15 protein-coding genes are annotated in these 16,105 nt (G+C 55.2%); all 15 read right to left on the bottom strand.

The window, feature by feature from the left end:
- Nucleotides 1-186: 186 nt before the first annotated feature.
- The 15 genes from NYE74_RS31425 to NYE74_RS31355 all read right to left on the bottom strand — a co-directional run bounded on the left by NYE74_RS31425 (nucleotide 187) and on the right by NYE74_RS31355 (nucleotide 16,072).
- Complete coding sequence (locus NYE74_RS31425; RefSeq protein ID WP_115311341.1) at nucleotides 187-1,383, bottom strand: IS4 family transposase; 1,197 nt, start codon at nucleotides 1,381-1,383, stop codon at nucleotides 187-189.
- A 248-nt stretch (nucleotides 1,384-1,631) separates the two neighbouring features.
- Nucleotides 1,632-3,389, bottom strand: coding sequence for a DUF6382 domain-containing protein (locus NYE74_RS31420; protein WP_278739355.1), 1,758 nt, complete (start codon nucleotides 3,387-3,389; stop codon nucleotides 1,632-1,634).
- Between the two features lie 37 nt (nucleotides 3,390-3,426).
- Nucleotides 3,427-3,933, bottom strand: coding sequence for an A24 family peptidase (locus tag NYE74_RS31415; RefSeq protein ID WP_213511257.1), 507 nt, complete (start codon nucleotides 3,931-3,933; stop codon nucleotides 3,427-3,429).
- Between the two features lie 20 nt (nucleotides 3,934-3,953).
- Nucleotides 3,954-4,904 carry a TadE/TadG family type IV pilus assembly protein gene (locus NYE74_RS31410; RefSeq protein WP_230877152.1) on the bottom strand — a complete coding sequence of 317 codons (951 nt, stop codon included), beginning with the start codon at nucleotides 4,902-4,904 and terminating at the stop codon, nucleotides 3,954-3,956.
- A 31-nt stretch (nucleotides 4,905-4,935) separates the two neighbouring features.
- Entirely contained in the window at nucleotides 4,936-7,164 is a 2,229-nt protein-coding gene (locus NYE74_RS31405; protein ID WP_036625145.1) for a TadE/TadG family type IV pilus assembly protein, read from the bottom strand.
- A gap of 41 nt (nucleotides 7,165-7,205) precedes the next feature.
- On the bottom strand, nucleotides 7,206-7,862 hold the full coding sequence (locus NYE74_RS31400) for a TadE/TadG family type IV pilus assembly protein (protein WP_036625146.1): 657 nt from the start codon (nucleotides 7,860-7,862) through the stop codon (nucleotides 7,206-7,208).
- A gap of 7 nt (nucleotides 7,863-7,869) precedes the next feature.
- Nucleotides 7,870-8,064: a Flp1 family type IVb pilin gene (locus tag NYE74_RS31395; RefSeq protein ID WP_124331771.1), complete on the bottom strand. Its 195-nt coding sequence runs from the start codon at nucleotides 8,062-8,064 to the stop codon at nucleotides 7,870-7,872.
- Nucleotides 8,065-8,162: 98 nt separating this feature from the next.
- Entirely contained in the window at nucleotides 8,163-9,038 is an 876-nt protein-coding gene (locus tag NYE74_RS31390) for a type II secretion system F family protein (protein WP_124331772.1), read from the bottom strand.
- A gap of 15 nt (nucleotides 9,039-9,053) precedes the next feature.
- Nucleotides 9,054-9,860, bottom strand: a complete 807-nt coding sequence (locus NYE74_RS31385; protein ID WP_124331773.1) for a type II secretion system F family protein — start codon at nucleotides 9,858-9,860, stop codon at nucleotides 9,054-9,056.
- On the bottom strand, nucleotides 9,857-11,104 hold the full coding sequence (locus NYE74_RS31380; RefSeq protein WP_036625149.1) for a CpaF family protein: 1,248 nt from the start codon (nucleotides 11,102-11,104) through the stop codon (nucleotides 9,857-9,859). The genes NYE74_RS31385 and NYE74_RS31380 overlap by 4 nt, the downstream gene beginning before the upstream one ends.
- 2 nt (nucleotides 11,105-11,106) lie before the next feature.
- Nucleotides 11,107-12,249, bottom strand: a complete 1,143-nt coding sequence (locus tag NYE74_RS31375; RefSeq protein ID WP_036625151.1) for a ParA family protein — start codon at nucleotides 12,247-12,249, stop codon at nucleotides 11,107-11,109.
- A 193-nt stretch (nucleotides 12,250-12,442) separates the two neighbouring features.
- Complete coding sequence (locus tag NYE74_RS31370; protein WP_036625153.1) at nucleotides 12,443-12,721, bottom strand: hypothetical protein; 279 nt, start codon at nucleotides 12,719-12,721, stop codon at nucleotides 12,443-12,445.
- 426 nt (nucleotides 12,722-13,147) lie between these two features.
- Entirely contained in the window at nucleotides 13,148-14,116 is a 969-nt protein-coding gene (locus NYE74_RS31365) for a hypothetical protein (protein ID WP_341005510.1), read from the bottom strand.
- A 19-nt stretch (nucleotides 14,117-14,135) separates the two neighbouring features.
- Nucleotides 14,136-15,341 (bottom strand): ABC transporter permease, encoded by a 1,206-nt coding sequence (locus NYE74_RS31360; RefSeq protein WP_341005509.1) that lies wholly within the window; start codon nucleotides 15,339-15,341, stop codon nucleotides 14,136-14,138.
- Nucleotides 15,338-16,072: an ABC transporter ATP-binding protein gene (locus NYE74_RS31355; protein WP_341005507.1), complete on the bottom strand. Its 735-nt coding sequence runs from the start codon at nucleotides 16,070-16,072 to the stop codon at nucleotides 15,338-15,340. The genes NYE74_RS31360 and NYE74_RS31355 overlap by 4 nt, the downstream gene beginning before the upstream one ends.
- Nucleotides 16,073-16,105 lie beyond the last annotated feature (33 nt).

Below are 16,105 nucleotides of genomic sequence, written 5' to 3'. Positions count from 1 at the left end.
AATTATAACTGCTTTTGGACCACTAGCGTTGCAAGAACACTAACATCAATTTTCAGCAAAACCCACATTTGGATTATTGAAACTATAAATGGATTTTTTTACAGTCATTTTTTAAGCTTAAGACCAAAAAGCCAAGGTTACCTAATGCGTAGGTCGCGATGTCCCATTAAATGTATATAATGGATATTATTCCTTGAACTTGCTTGGCTTAATTATCCCAACCATTGTGCGCACCGATAACGCTTTGGGACCTGACCCCGGACGTCTCCCCGGACTACTTCGACTGGGTTTCCGATCCAGTTCGGTTCGAAAGGATCGCCATGAACGGTACAAATACTCGCGGAGAATCCGGAGCACTTGCCAGTTTGTTTTTGCCGTTTGGGTGCTGTGCCGGATGTGCTCCACGAGCAAGGCAGTAATTAAAGCCAAGAATAATTGGTTCCAAATAGCCTGTGGTTTATGACTGTGCAGCTTCTTCAATCGCAAATGTTGCTTCAGCCATTTAAAATACAACTCGATGAGCCAGCGATTTTTGTAGATCTGCGCGATTTCTTCAGCGGTCTTATCCCATACCGATGTAAAAATACGATAAGTCCGTTCCTGCTCGTCATAAAACTCCACCAAACGAACGGAATGTTCCATGGATCGGAAGGAACTGCCCACGCAAACCTTGGCGTCCCGCGTGATGTTCGAGCCTTCCGGAACAGGATACTCCTCAATGACGGTGGCAAGCGCGCGATCTCGCATACGGATCACAAACTGGATGTTGTCCTGGACCCATTGATCCATCCGGGCATAATCATCATAACCGCGATCCATCACATAAATCGCATCCGAGGGGACGACCAGTTCAACGGCCCCCGCACGATCCCCTACATTGAGCGAACTGGGGATCATGGCATCAGGAAATAGCTTGTCGGGAGCTGTAACAACGAGGCGCAGATGCATCTTGACGCCGCTACTCTTATTTGACATCTTGGCCCAACTTCCAAGTTGAAGCGGCAGTCGAATGCTGGAAGAATCAATGATGTGCAATTTCCCGCTCTGGCCCTGGTGGCAAGCACGTTGCTGTGTTTGTGATGCCAGATGCTGAAACATCCACTCCAACAGCTCCGTTGGGATCTGATCGAGTTTTCGGGATAATTGCGAGCCGCTGATACTCTCCAACTGTAGAAGCTGCTGAAGTTTCGGCTCAGCACGAAGTGCAATTTCCATTTCACCGTAAGATGACCATTGTTTCAACTGAGCATTGATGAAGAGCATGATCGCTTTCATCGTGGTAAGTTTCTTGGTGTAATGGTCGAAGAGTAAACGTTGATGCACATCGATGGGCAGTAAGGAAATCAGTTGACGAATGACCGTTTTAGCTTTAACGTTATCCATGGTTGGTCTCCTTTTGTAGAGAGTTATGGACAACGTACCTACCTCTTTACAATAGGAGATTTTTTATGCTTTTTCCATGAAAAATGATCATAATTACCCATATTTAACTAATATTTGATTATTCGCGTTAGGTTTTATGCAACGCTAGTGCTTTTGGACGGATAATCTACGGGTAGCACAAATTTTAAAAAGGAGGTTCGTTGAACCAGGGTACAATCCTTGGTACCCGATACACGCTGCAAATAAACTTAAAGCATTTCCTTGCCAAACTTGAAGGATACCTCCGCCAACGAAAAAACATCCCCGGTTTCGAGTTTATATTCTTTATAGGGAGCAATGAGTTCTCCCTTAAAACGCGTTCCGTTTCGGGACCCCAGATCCTTGAGGCAGCATTTCCCCGGGGTCACCATTACTTCAACATGAGCGCGGGATACGCCCGGCGTTCGCTCCACGTACTGGGCCATCTCCTCGGAGCGGCCGATCACAAAGCTCCCCGGCTTTAAGGTTATCCGTTCCGGGCTTACTCCGTCACCGCTAAACCTTTCCAAATAATACCGGGGTTCGATTGCGTGCTTCGACTCGCCGGAAAGCATCGGCTTGTTCAAAAGCATCGTTGCCGGTTGGCCGGCGCCACCGCTTGAAGCCTCCCATGAGGATGCCCCTCCATAGGCAGGCGAAAAATGCTCCTGCCCGGTTCCGGACATCGCTAATTCCACAGCCTCCCCCCCGTTCCCCGTACCCGCTTCGGACTCAGATCGGTTGACTTGAAGAAACGGCGAATCTCCAAAAAAGTCTTCGGGAAAGGTGCCGTTTCGATCATATGCGGGAATGGCATCGGGCTGCTCACCGACTGCGTTTTCACGCTGCTTTGCCCCGCTTGCGGATTGCAGAACGGGCAGCTTTCCGCTGCAAATGAGGTAGGCCGCCCCGGCCAATAGAAACGTTGCCGCGAAGCAAATGTAAAGGCCGATGTTCCATGGCCGGTCCAGGTATAGAAACTTCCAGCACAGCGCGTCCAGCAGGATGGCCCCCAAAATGCAGGATGTCGGCGTTATCCTAACTTTGGGCCCGGCTTCCTCCTCCAAGCCGGGCCACTGTTCCCGCCCGGGATTCACCGTTGCAGCCTTTGGGATCTCCGGCGCATATCCGGAGAAGAGACCGTCCGGCAAGTACTCTTTGATCACCGTATGCGATGATTTCAACTCAGCCGGCGCATTCTGGCGGCCCATATTTAAACGGTCCGGCTTCAAGCGCTCCTCCCTCCGCAGCGGCGTCCGGCTCTTCCTCGCGTTCTCTGAAGCGGCAGCGGCTGCGGCGGCAGCAGGCCCAGCAGCTTGCGCCTGTTTCCCTTGGTTTGGGCCGGCTTGCTGCGGCTTGAACCGAAGCGGTTCTTCCGGGAACGCTGGATTCCCTTCAGCCTGCTCCGCAGCGGTCAACAGCTCCAGCAGCATTTTTTTCAACCGGGGTAAGGAAAAATGCTCCTCGCTGCCGCAAAAAGAGATGATCTGCTGTATCCCGTTTCCCTCCACCCGGCTCACGCTAACAAGCATCCGGGTGATCAAAGCCAGCAGCGCTTGAGATAGCGGGACAACGGCCAGAGTATCGTTCAAAGGCAAATAAGCAAAGTAAAAAACTCCGCAGGGTAAGGGCTCCTCCACAAAAATATGCTCCTCGTCGAGCAAAACATTGGCGGGAGATAACATGTATTTTTTGCAATCGTCCAGCACGGCAACCACCTGAAGCAGCAAACCGTAAAATTCGGACATGCCGATTTTGTCGCTCTTCAGACAGTGTGAAAGCATTTTTTTGCCGGTGATATCATAATGCAGGCTTACCTCGAAATCCACCTCGCGAATATCCAGCCGCAGCAAATTGGGCACCGAAACCGCGGCCAGCATATTCCTTTGGACCCGGCTCAACTCTTCCGAGCGCAGCCCCTCCTCGGCCTTTAAAAGCATGTAAACTCCGCCGTTCCTGACAAAATCGGTTTGAAGCTGCTTCCGCATGAATCAGGCACCTCCTTTTCCAAATGCATAGTCCCCTTCACTGATAACAAAACGAAAGGATCGCCCCGGGCAGCACCGCCAGCATAAACGGAAACTGCAGCTGCCCCTTGGCCGCGGACTGAATAGGCGTAATGCTGCGGAAAATGACCGCTCCCCATACGCCCCAGACGACCCGCCGCAGCCGAAACAGCGTCTCCCGCCGGCACAACAAAATGAAAAGCCCGATACACCCGGCGGCCAAAATCGAATACATCATAACGGATAACGTAAAACTAATGCCCGTCCACGCCCCAATTCCGGCAAACAGCTTAACGTCACCTCCGCCGACGGCCTTCAGCAGATACAGGATAAACATCAGACCGAATCCAACCGCCGCGCCTTTAAAAGCATCCCCTATTCCGTTCCACGCCCCGGTCAAGGCGTGAAACAAAAATCCGCTCGCCAAACCCGTCAGGGTAATCCAGTTAGGGATTTTCATCGTTCGGATATCCGCTACGAAAGCCGCTGTCAGCATCAAAAAACAACCCCAATATTCCCATGGCATCCATTTGCGCCCCCTTCACATTATTTGGGACTGGTTACCTCAAACTCCATCGCCGTCCGCAACCCGTCTTCCGTTTCCACAACAAACGTCCACGTTCCCGGCGTCGTGTTTCCCCCGACCAGCCAATTCCATTCCACGATGCCTTCGCCGTCCGCCGTAGTTTCTCCCAAATATTTAGCTTGGCTGACGCCGCTCTTGTAAAAGACGGTCAACTTGGCCGTCTGCCCCGCCCCTATCTTCGCCTTCACCGTCGCCCGATGCCCGGCGTAAGCCGGATCCGGCTTGGACAGAATGACCGGAGCTCGTCCCTGGCCGTCGCCCCCGGCTTCCCCCGATTCCAGTTCCCCGGTATCGCCGATCCAAATGCGTTCCTCGGCCCGCGATTGAAGCACGACGCGGTTTGATGTAAACGGTACTTTAATCGGAAGCTCATAGCTGATTTCCAGCCCGAAATATGGCCGCTTTCCCGTTTTTAAGTCGGGCACGGTAACGCGGCTTACATGCAAACGCTTTTCGGTTAACAGCGTTCCTTCAAGAAACGGCAGAAGCAGCGGTTTAACCGCGGGATCAAGGACGCTTTCCGCAACGCCTGTTTTGATATGCTGCAGCGGCTCGTCTCCCTTCTCCGCGGCATCCATTACCCAATCGGAGATCGGTTCAGGCAAAACGCCGGCATATTGCTTGGCCCATTCGCTCACAGAAAGGCTTGGCATTTTCCAGTTAAAAGAAGATCCTTCGCCTGGCGATTTGTCCTCGCCCCCGGCATTTCCCGCAGATTCGCCTGAGCCGGCCGACACCGCCAAAGCAACGGGGTATATATGGGCGGAAACCTGCCTGACGGCATTGGATGCGACCGTATTCAGCTGGCTGGACAACAGCGTCATATGTACCATATAAATAAACCAGAACAGCACCATCACAAAAACGGGCATAACCAGTGCGGCTTCCAGGACAATGCTTCCTCGCGCCAAGCCACTTTTCCGGCCAGCAACTTGTCGTTCATCAATATGAGAAGTCCGCTTGTTTCTCGGCATAATACCGGCTTCCTTCCACATTTCCTTTCAGTACGCCCGCCACTCCCAACGCTCTGGCAACCCCCGGCAAAAACCACAGCGGCATCGATACCGAAACTCTCCCGCTCGTATAGGTCGCCCGCTCACCCGTGTCAATCCCCGTGTTCATCCGGATTACTGCGAGCATGCGCGACAATCTGTTCTCGCTTCTTCCATGCAACAGCAAAAAAATCCGTAAATGATCCCTGTAGGTAAGATCAACTTTGATGTACTCGCTCAGCTGTATTTTACCTTCGCGCGTTAAGGCAAGCATGTCCGACAGCGCATGTTCCGCGCCGTACAGCAACGCGGCGGCCAGAACCAGCAGAGGATGGCCCTTTGATGCGTTTTTGATGAATCCCTCCATCGTCCGGATTGCCAGACGCATCGCAAAGATTTCTCCGTAAGCGGCGGCGATATTGCCTACCGGATTGTGAAAGCCGTATAAAATATATTCGGCCTCCTGCCGCTCAGGCGCAAACTGATCGCCCAGCGCATTCAGTTTGTCCGTGCCGGAGCTCCCCTGCAGCAGCTCATTCAGCGCACTTAAATCCAAGCAACGGAAATAGCTGGCGATGTATTCGGTTTGAAAAGCGTTGTCCGTCATTCCGCCCATTAGTCCGGATAACCCCCCGAATAAGCCGTCCATGTCCGTCATCGCCGAATCCCCCGCCCGATAGGGATCGTTATCGATCGCGGCGCCCGCCGCCTCATCCCCGCCCGATGCAGCCTGGTTTATGTCCCGGTTCGCTTCATAATCCGCTTTTAATTGATTAAAGCGCTCTTGCTGGGCCTTCAGCTTGTTGCCAAACTGCTTAATTCGCGCGAGTAGACCAGTTGCTTCTTTCAGCTTGGCCCTGGCCGTCTTCTCCGCCGACTTGCGCTCCTTATCGCTCCCTCGATGCGATTCCAGCAGCTGCATATTGGCCTCCAAAACATTCGCCGCTCCCCGGTCCACATAGCTCCGCATATATTTATCCGCCTTCCAGCCAACCCGGCGTACAGCCGTTTGCAGCTTTCTTGAAGACGTTACCGCCGATAAGACCCCGCTTTGCAGGGTGCGCAGCGAGGTGATTTCCTCGTTCAATTGCTGAAAAGCCGCGGCTTGATCGTCCGTATCCGATTCGAGATCCGTAAAAAGTTCCTCGGAGAGGACAAGCGAACCGCTTTGCTCCCGTATTGCAGCAATCTCCTCCATCCCGCTCACTTGGCCGTCGTCCCTGGTGCTTGGCCCTGCAGCCACTTCGTTGTACCCCTTCTGGGCGGCGCGCTGCCCCGCCTCTTCTATCGTTTGTTTCATCTGCTCATTGATTTGGCGCGCCTCAGTAAGCAGCGCTTTGGCCTGCAGCAGCAAATTTTCATGCTTTTCTTCGGCTTTGGCGCGAATTTTGTCCAATTGCTTGTATACTTTGGACGTTTCGGAACGGTAGATTTTAATCTTCCATCGGTACTTTGGGTTCCCTGGCCCAGGTTTCTTATCCAGCTCAACCTTTTCCTTGTAATCGTCATATTGGGCAGTAAAGTCCAGGACTGAAGAGATCTTGCCGCCCAAAGGTTCGTCGTCTATCGCGAGCGCCGAACCCCTGGGCAGCAATTCCCCGAACCCCTCCGCCGCGCGTGCTGCCTGGCGCTGCATTTCCAGCAGCTCGTCGAGTTTCGCTTCGCGCTTATCGTACAGTTTCTGCAATTTACCGAGCAAATCGACCGTATTCGACGCTTCCTTCATCACTTGCGCCATCGGTTTGAAGCGATTTAGAATTTCTACCGTTAGATCAATCGGCGCCCGGTATTTCATCTGCTCCTGAATTTGCCGTTCAAACGCGGCGTAGGAACCGAGCGGACGGAGTTGTTCAATTGCCGAGGATTCCAGCTTCGCTCCAAGCAGCGGCAATCCGCCGCTTCTTCCCGCAAGCTGCAAAGAATCCTGGAGCACTTTGGACATAATGTAATTGCTGTCGGTCTCTCCTAACGCAAACAAACCGTACCGCTCGGCCAATTCCCGGTCGTACGAAGACATCGCGGATCTGGCCGCGGCATGGGCCAATGCTTCCGTCTCGGCCTGCAGCGCAAACATTCTGGCAAAGTCGATAAAAATAGCCACAAAGGCGAATATCGCCGCAAACACCACAACTAAAAAGACCGTAACCGCTCCTGACTCCGAGCGTCTCTTTGCAAACAAACGCTTCGCCTCCTTTCCATCCCCCATCCCTGATTCCCGGCCTATTTGCCAAACAGCTTCAGCGCGTTTCCGGCCTCCGTCCGGTCCATCGTGTCTCCGCCTTTGCCCTTAAACTTCGCCCCATAATAGCGCGCCAACTCGACGGTGCGAATAAATTCCATAGGTTCGATAACATAAGCGTAAGAAGATCCGGTTTGGGAAATATCGCCCAACCAGCTCTCCAGCGGCGGCAATGGAACGAACCGTTCCATTGCCACTTTAACTTTGCGCAAAAGCATGCGGTTGTCATATTCCATTTCTCCCGAGATGTTCCCGGGCAGCCCGCTTCCTGTCCTGGCCAGCTTTTTGCCGGCCAGCGAATCGGCGGAGTCCGCTCCGGCAGGCAAGCGAAGCCGGACGGCTCCGTTGGCCTCGCCCCAACCGAAAATGCTCTGCAGCATACCGTCGTCCTTGAGACGCCAATATAAGGAGTCATAGTGCCCCTCCTCAAAAGCTCCGGTCAAATCGTTACGATAGCTGTTGTCCCAAGTGTAAGCGCTGCGTTCCGCGGCCGCGGAAGCGGCCTGCCCAAGCAGAGCGTTTTGGTACAGATACAAGCAGAAGAACAGCAAGACCAATATCGCGTAAAAAATGACCGGCAACACCAAGGACGCTTCCAGCGTAAAGCTTCCCCTCGCATCCCGCAGGCAACGCCGCATGTTTCGCCTACTTCCCGTCCATAAAGTCTTCGGTTTTCGTTTTTGCTTTGCCAAGCAGGCTGCTTACGATTTCTTTCAGTTGCGAACGGAAGATCACGGCAATAATGACGATGACCGCGATAATTAAAATCATCTCAAGCATCCCCAAGCCGTCCTCGTCATGCAAAAAACCTTTAACTTCCTTGCCCATTGTCGTTAACATCGGCCTTTTCCTCCTTAAATTTCAAAAATTCGATGCCGCATACACTCCATGTGTTCTTGCTTCGTGATCAAAAGACGACTGACTTTTTGAACTGCCTCTTAAAGGTCCATGATCATAAATGCGGGGGCGCCAACCAGCAGAAGGATCGCCATAAACATCAGCACCATGGGAAAAACCAGCTTTGACGAAGCCTGCTCCCCCAGCGTTTTGCTGACGGCCTTGCGCTTCTCCCATAACGAATGGGACAAGTCGCGCAGCGCCAGGGCAAAATCATGGCCCCCGCGGCGATAGTTCAGCAGCACGGCGGTGGTGAAGGCGGAAACCTCCTGAATTCCGCAGCGCTTGCTGAACCCCTCCATCGCTTGCTGGAAGGAATAGCCCCCTTCCCATTCCCGCATCATTTGGAACAGTTCCCGGTAAAGCGGATGGTTCTCCTGTTCGCGCTTGCGTTCCAGACAGAGCTTGATCGCCTGCTGAACCGTTGAGCCGGCCCCGACGAGAAGCACGATTTTGTTCAGCAGCTCGGGAAGCTCCAGAATAACGGCATGCTCCCGCCGGACCAACTTGCGATGCAGATCATGGATCAAGGCAGCCGGAAGCAGCAAGGCTAGAACCGCACCGATCACGAGCCCCGATGAATCACCGTTCATCAGCAGGGACAGGACGCACCCCAAAGTGAGCAGCAGCCAGCTGTAAGTGAGCGTTTCGGCGAGAAACAGGAGCGTAAACTCACCGCTGCGCCGGTCGCCGCAAATTTTTTGCACCGCCCGGTTCACTTTAAAGAACACGCCCGGAAACCGCCGGGACACCTTGCCCCGTTCCAGCAAATACAGCATTGGCGGCGACAAGCGCTGAAGCCTCAGCCCCTCCATGACAAATCGGGTATATCCGCTATAGCGGCGGAAGGATATCCGGTATCCCCACCCCCATCCTCCCAGCAAAACCAGCAAGATCCCCCAAAGCATTAGGAACATCCGGCAAATCCCTCCTTAAACCCGAATATCGACGATTTTAAGCATCAGCCAGGAGCACCCGGCAAAAACGAGCAGCGCGGCCGCCGAGATCAGCAGACCGGCTCCGCTGTGCAGCGGCTGCATATAATCCGGCGAAGTCATTTCCATAAACAATAAAAACAGAATGGGAGCGGCAAGCATGGCCTTCGCTTCAAAGCGCTTTTGGGCAATCATGACGCTGATCTCCTGCCCGATCTCCAGCTTCTCGCCAATCAGCGCCGAGGTCCGCCGGACGATATCCACCAAATCCCCGCCGCAGCGTTTGCAGGTCGTAAACACGTCGGCAAAATTGCTGATATCCTCCATGCCGGCCCGGCGGCTGAAATCCAGCAGCGCTTCCTCGACAGGCTGTCCGTACTCCATCCGCGCGCAGATGATCCCGAGTTCCCTGATCAAATCGTTATCCCCGTCCGGGTACAGCAGTTTCAAATCATCGATCGCTTCGCGGAACCCGTTCTCCACCGATCGGCCGGCGGCCAGCGAAGAGGAGAGGGAATAAAGCGCCTGCTTAAAATGCAAGCTGAGATTTTCTCTTCTTTTTCTGAGCAAATGCCTGCTCCAGGGCTTCGGCACAAACAACGCGCCGGCGGACAACCCTAAAGCCAGCGGGATGGAATGAAAAAAAACGCAGCCGACGGCGAATAAAGCCGCACCGCCGAGCAGCATGCATAAAGCCTTCTGCCGCCCCGTCAAAACATACACACGGTAATCGGCAAGACCTTCGGAGCGGGCCCCGCCCGCTGCGTTTCTTTCCCCCGAAAAAACATCAGTCCGCCATGTCATGCGGTCCCTCCTCCTTCTGCCGGAGCCTCCGGCGGCATCCCCGCCATCCGCAGCTTGTCCGTATGCAAAAGCCCTGTTCCGGTACTTTTCAGCCGGCCGATGATTTTGCCTTCCCGCTCCCCTTCCTCCTGAAAGACAAACAGCGGCCGCAGCACCACCTCCCCTTTCATTAACCCCGCCACCTCGGAAATCTCCATCACCCGGCGCGAGCGGTCGCGCAGCCGGGACAAATGCACAAAAATGTCAATCGACGAGGCGATCTGCTGGCGGACCACGCCGATCGGCAAATCCGCGCCGCTGAGCACCATCGTTTCCAAGCGGCTGATCATATCCGCCGTACTGTTGGCGTGCCCGGTCGATAAGCTCCCGTCGTGACCGGTGTTCATCGCCTGCAGCATATCAAGCGCTTCGCGGCCCCGGACCTCGCCGACGACGATCCGGTTGGGGCGCATCCGCAGCGACGAGCGGATCAGGTCGCGAATGGCGATTTCGCCTTTTCCTTCCGTGTTGGCATTGCGGGTCTCCAGCGACACCAGATTCGGCACGGTCACGATTTGCAGCTCGGCCGAATCCTCAATGGTGATCACCCGCTCGTCCGGCGGGATGAACTGCGAGAGCGCGTTTAAAAACGTCGTTTTGCCTGAACCGGTACCGCCGCTGATAAAAATGTTGTATCTGCTTCTGACGAGCTTCTGCAGCAGCAAAGCGGCCTCCTCGCTCAGCGATCCGATGGCGACCAGCTTCTCCATTGTCAGCGGCTGCGCCGGGAATTTCCGGATCGTCATGGTGGGGCCTTTCAGGGCGATCGGCGGCAACACGATGTTTACCCGGGAGCCGTCGCGAAGCCGGGCGTCCACGATCGGCGAAGATTCATTGACGACCCGGTTTACGCCGGAGACGATCGATTGGATAATGTCCTCCAGCCGCTCACGGGATTCAAAACGGACGGGAAGCCTTAGGACATGGCCTTCCTGCTCGACGAAGATCTCCTCGTGGCTGTTGATCATGATTTCCGTGATCGTCCGGTCTTCAACAAGCGGCTGCAGCACATCGAGACCGCGGAAAGAATCGTATAACCGGCGAACCCATTTGCGCTTGTCGGAAGCCGTCAAATCGGCCAAACGGGCATCGTTCAGCACATACTCTTCAATGTACTCCAGCAGCTGCGCGTCGCTCATTACCTTTGTGACATCGAGCCCCATGCGTATATCGCTGCGCAGCGCGGCGAATATTTCCTCCTTCACCTTTACCCCTCCCATGCCGGGCTAGTTTCCGCACCGCCCAAAAGCTCGCGGCACAACTTCAGCACATCCCGCTGAAACGCGGGGGAATACGGCAGTTCGCCCTGCCTGCTTCCCTGGCTCCAGGAAGGGACAAACGACAATGTCGCTTGAATCGAAAGCCCCGGCTTCGGCAATTCGGTTACGATATTTCCGGTGTACTTGTTCAGGACAAACCGCGTTTTGCCGAGCAATTCATGGTATAAAGCAGTCCGCGAGCGTTCCAGATGGGACAGCCAACCCCCCGTCTTCCGCATCACGCCCCATTCATCCGTGACAAGCCACACCAATTGATCCGCCCGCTCAAACACGCCTTCCGTTCTTCCGCCCGGATAGGAATCAGGATCAATAATGACCGCGTCATAAAGTCCGCTCCCCGCGATGTACTCGATAAGCCCGACAGCATCCTTTCGTTCCATTTCCAGCATTTCGTTGATATTCTCCAGCGGGCCGAACGTATCTCCCTGCAGTACCGGATGCCTGTAAGCATACATGGAAATCGGAAATTCCGGGGCCGCCCGTTTGTCGTCGGCAGCCTTAAGGTCATACAACAACCGGGCCAGTCCGGCCGTCTGCCCTTCCCTGAACGAGGGTCCGGCAAACAGGCTGCCGCTGCTTAACGTCTCGAGGTTCAAATAAAACACTTTACCTCCTTCCGCGGCCAGCTGCCGGGCGATGTTCAGCGCCACGGTCGTTTTGCCGCATCCGCCGACGCTGGAGTAAACCCCGATGACCGCCGCTTGGCCTTCCTCCGGCGCCTTCCCGGCTTTGCCGCCGCGAACATAGTCCAGCACCGTTTGCAGAAGCAGGTGGAGCGGCTGATATTTCTCCACGCAAGGTTTGCCGTCATTTGCGCTGCCTTCTTCGCCGAGAACGATCCATGAAATCCCCCGCTTGTCGGCCGCATCCATCGCTTCCCGAAAAACCGCTTCTCCCAGCACGGCGTCAACAAACCCGGCGGACTCCTCCAGGTATCTGTCCAGCGCCTCCTTGCGGCTGAACGCGGTCAAGATCAGATTGCGGTTGAACTCCCCGCTGCGGGCGTAATATAAAAAAGCTTCGATATACTGCTCATCCTGCACGGCAAGCACAAGCCGGATCGGCCCCATAAGTCTTCACCTTCCTTTGGACGAAAACAAAAAAGCACCGCCCAAAACCCGACACAAATCGGATCATGGACGGTGCTACCGTTCCCGTTATTCCTGAAATTTACTGTAAGAATATCACAGTTTTGGGTCCTCGGCAAGTCCCAAATTAAAAGAAAAAAGCACGGGTTTCCCCGTGCCCGCAAACTCTTAAAAATTACTCCGACAAAAGCTTGTCAAGCCATTGTCCCTCATCGATCTGACGGTGAATTTCACCGGAAAACTTCTCCATGCACTGGCAAATAAAATCTTTGCGGCAGACCGGGCACGGCGTCTTTTGAAGCCGGTTGACGTTCGTTAACCGCCAGTTCGGATCGCGGTGGTAAAACACACGGCATTCCGTTCCATCGGCCAATTTGGCGATAAACTCGTATAATCCATCATTGTAGTTGCTTCCGGCCTTCGTCACGTTCACAACTTTCGGTCTGTAAGACATTCGATCACCCGTATTATCAAATTTCATTCCGCTCCAGAGATACTCTCTTTTAGAGGTTGTTCAAAAAAACCGCTTTTGATCACGAAGTGAGTCAAGAAGTAGCTCGGCTTCGAATCTTGAATTCAGCCGGGCCTTCCGGTGCTCACGTACCCAAAATGTACGCTCCGCTCCTGACGTCCCTAGCTTCATCCAACCTTCTCGGTGCTGAAAACCGGCCTTTTTGAACCCGCACTTTTAGTACTTAGACATATTAAATAATTTTCTCCGGCGTGTCAACTTAAAAAGGCGCTAAAAAAGCTTGTTTGGCATTATAATTCCTGCATTTGGATAGGATGCGCAAAAAAAAGCGATTTCATTCTTCGCCAAGCCGTTTTTAAATAAAAAGCACCCCGCCTTCGTTTATTTTCAGAGCGGGGGTGCTTGTCATTATTCTTTGATCTCTTCAAAAGCGGCGTCGTACAGCCGGAACATCGTCTTGTAACCGGACTCGTCGATTTTGATGCCAACATCGAGCCGGCCGGTTATCTGCAGCGCCTCCGGCTTGTAGCGAAGGTTGACATCGTCCGGTACGAACACGATCATGATTTTGTTCCAATACGTCTCGTCCCCGTTGTCAAAAGGGCATTCCGCACCCGGCTCGGGAATGAGCAGAAACCAGTGGTTTTCAAACGACAGCACCTCGCCCATAAACCCCTTGATGGTGACCGTTGAACCGCTGAGATCCCAAAAGCGTTCGGAGGGCGTCGTCTGGTCGTCCCCGTCAAAAAACTCTGACCAGCCGATGGTCGTCACACCCGACTTTGCGCCCTTCGTATCGGAAGCGGAAGTGCGGGCCGTTTCGCTTGCGGCGCCGGACGTTTCGACTTTCGGAGTCCCGTCTGAACCGGAGCTCTTGGGCGAAGCCGCCGCTGCATTTTTGCCCGGCGCCTGGTTTTGCCCGGACTTCGCGGGGCCCGGCTTTTTGGAGTTTGAGGCGGAAGATGAGCCGTCGTCCGCGGACTCCGGCTTTTCGGCTTTTTTTTCTTCCGCCTTGCCCGATTCGCCCGCGCCCCCCGCAGACGCTGCCTCCCGCGGAGCTCCGGCGGCCGTGTCCGGCGCAGCCGCCTTATCCGGTGTGGCGGCGGCTTTCAGTTTGGAATCGGCCGTGCGCTCATTTCCCGGAGCGTCCCCGTCCTTCCGGACGGCCGGATTATTGTTTGAAGCCGGCTCCTGCTGCGGCTGTTCGCTCTCCGCCGTACCCGAGCTTTGCACCTCATAACTGAAGGCCGTCCCCGCCGACGCTGCGGTGCCGAACGATCCGGCTCCGCCCTCTAAGCTCTCATCCTTGCCGCAGGCTTGCAGCAGCAGCGCCGACAGCACGAACAGCAGGCACGGCAGGGATAATTTTTTTTTCACGCTAGGCCATCTCCTTTCATTACGCCCGAAATAAAGCGAGCGGGTCCATTCTGTACAGCCGGATCGCCGGCCCCAGCGAAGCCGCCAGTCCGATGACAAGCGTCCCCGCGGCGATATACGCCTGGTCCGGCGAACCGCGGAACGGTTCAATCTGAATCCCCCCGTAAGCAAACAGCGCATCCTGCAAAACATAACCGGCGGTATGGCCGGCCAGGATGCCTAGCACCAGCCCCGCGGTGGTGACGAGCAGCCCTTCGCCGATCATCGTCATCCAGACGTAAGTCTTCGACTTTCCCAACAAGCGCAGCAGGCCGACATCCTTCGTCCGTTCGCCGGCGGCGGCAATCAGGGACAGCAGGATCGAAATCGCCGCCAAAATAACGCATAGCCAGGTCAGGATTTCAACGATTTCCGCCCCGCGGTCCACCAGGTTGACGACGTCGGCAACGGCTTTGCTCGTATAGGCAACCTGCACTTGCCCCGTTTGCTCCAGAGCGTTTTTGAGCTGCTGCGCTCCTAGAAGCGTCGCCGGCTTAACCAGAATCGCCGTGATTTCCTCGTCAGCTTCCTGATGCACGGCCCAGGCATAATCGACCGTCGTGAAGACGGCGCGGTCATCGGGCGTGTTGAGCCTGGGAAGAATCCCTTTTACCGTATACCTGAAGCTTCCGTGCTCATCATGCTCGCCGTGCTCCTCCGACTCTTCCTCCAGGTGATGGGCTCCCTCGATCAATCCGTGCGCTCCGGCAAACGTATCGCCCACTTGAAGGCCGAGCATGCTCGCCACATACGTCCCGACCACAACCTCGCCGGTTTTCCCGTAAAGCTCCCCGGCGGCTAAAGCGCGATCCCCGTAACGGGTCAAAAAATAGGACGGCTCGATCCCGACGATCGGATACCCGTTGTAGTTGTCCCCCGCCGTCATCGCATACGCCGCGTCCACGCCCGGGTCCTGCCGGACCGTCTCCAGCGTTGCCAGCGGGATGTTGCCGGTCGGCGCTCCGATATGATAAAACGTGCTGAGCACAAGCTGCGTTTCGCTCCCCGCCGCCCCGACGACGACATCGAAAGGCCCGTAGCCTTTCTCGGCCCCCTGCTCCACGCTGTCCCGCGACAGCGAAAGCAGCACGGTAAAGGCCACGGTTGCCGCCACCGAAACGACGGTCAGCAGCGATAGAAACTTGCGGTGCCAAATATTGCGCAGCAAAATCTGAAACAAACTCATCCTGTCTGCTCCTCCCGAACCGCAGGCGCGGAACCGCCGCTGCCGGCGGCGGATAGTCTCCGGCGCTCTGCGGACAATCGGTTGATTTCCGCGATATGCAGGCGGCGCGGAAACCGGTCCGCCAAATTGAGGTCATGGGTTACCGCCACAAGCGTATGCTGCCGGCCTTCGCACAGCCTAAGCAGCAGGTCCGTCACTTCCTCCGCCGTCTCCCAGTCCAGGCTTCCCGTCGGTTCGTCGGCCAGCACCAGCGCCGGATCGTTGATCAGCGCCCGGACGATCGCCACCCGCTGCTGCTGGCCGCGGGACAACTGGGACGGCAAATGGCGGCCGCGGTCGCTTAAGCCGACCTGCTCAAACCAATGGTCGATCAGCTCCCGCCGCTCTCTTCTTCCTTTCGTGCGGGGCAGCGTAATTTCTACGTTTTGCCTGGCCGTCAAGGAAGGAATCAAGTGAAAATCCTGAAGGATGTAGCCGATATGCTTCGCCCGGAAACGATCCCGGGCCGCTTCCGACATCTGCTGGAGCTCCCGGTCAAACACCTGTACCTCGCCTTCGTCGGGACGCATCAAGCCGCTGACGATATGCAGCAACGTGCTTTTGCCCGATCCGCTCGGCCCGGTAATCGCCAGCTTCTCCCCTTGGCGCACCTCCCACTGGGGGATATCCAGAATCGGAATGTTCTGCCCGGCAACCTGAAACTGTTTTCTCAAACCGCGAATGTTCAGCATGAGTGCTCTCTCCCTCCGTTAATCCGTTAAGAT

Source organism: Paenibacillus sp. FSL P4-0127, from assembly GCF_038007325.1.
GTDB classification, from domain to species: domain Bacteria; phylum Bacillota; class Bacilli; order Paenibacillales; family Paenibacillaceae; genus Fontibacillus; species Fontibacillus macerans.
Note: the sequence above shows the minus strand (reverse complement) of the source record. Positions and strands in the feature narration are given on the sequence as shown.

Coding starts and splice junctions, on each gene's coding strand:
- NYE74_RS31370 (WP_036625153.1), bottom strand. CDS start 12,721: ATGTCTTACAGACCGAAAGTTGTGAACGTGACGAAGGCCGGAAGCAAC.
- NYE74_RS31425 (WP_115311341.1), bottom strand. CDS start 1,383: ATGGATAACGTTAAAGCTAAAACGGTCATTCGTCAACTGATTTCCTTA.
- NYE74_RS31360 (WP_341005509.1), bottom strand. CDS start 15,341: ATGAGTTTGTTTCAGATTTTGCTGCGCAATATTTGGCACCGCAAGTTT.
- NYE74_RS31375 (WP_036625151.1), bottom strand. CDS start 12,249: ATGGGGCCGATCCGGCTTGTGCTTGCCGTGCAGGATGAGCAGTATATC.
- NYE74_RS31415 (WP_213511257.1), bottom strand. CDS start 3,933: ATGCCATGGGAATATTGGGGTTGTTTTTTGATGCTGACAGCGGCTTTC.
- NYE74_RS31355 (WP_341005507.1), bottom strand. CDS start 16,072: ATGCTGAACATTCGCGGTTTGAGAAAACAGTTTCAGGTTGCCGGGCAG.
- NYE74_RS31395 (WP_124331771.1), bottom strand. CDS start 8,064: ATGTTAACGACAATGGGCAAGGAAGTTAAAGGTTTTTTGCATGACGAG.
- NYE74_RS31390 (WP_124331772.1), bottom strand. CDS start 9,038: ATGTTCCTAATGCTTTGGGGGATCTTGCTGGTTTTGCTGGGAGGATGG.
- NYE74_RS31400 (WP_036625146.1), bottom strand. CDS start 7,862: ATGCGGCGTTGCCTGCGGGATGCGAGGGGAAGCTTTACGCTGGAAGCG.
- NYE74_RS31385 (WP_124331773.1), bottom strand. CDS start 9,860: ATGACATGGCGGACTGATGTTTTTTCGGGGGAAAGAAACGCAGCGGGC.
- NYE74_RS31420 (WP_278739355.1), bottom strand. CDS start 3,389: ATGCGGAAGCAGCTTCAAACCGATTTTGTCAGGAACGGCGGAGTTTAC.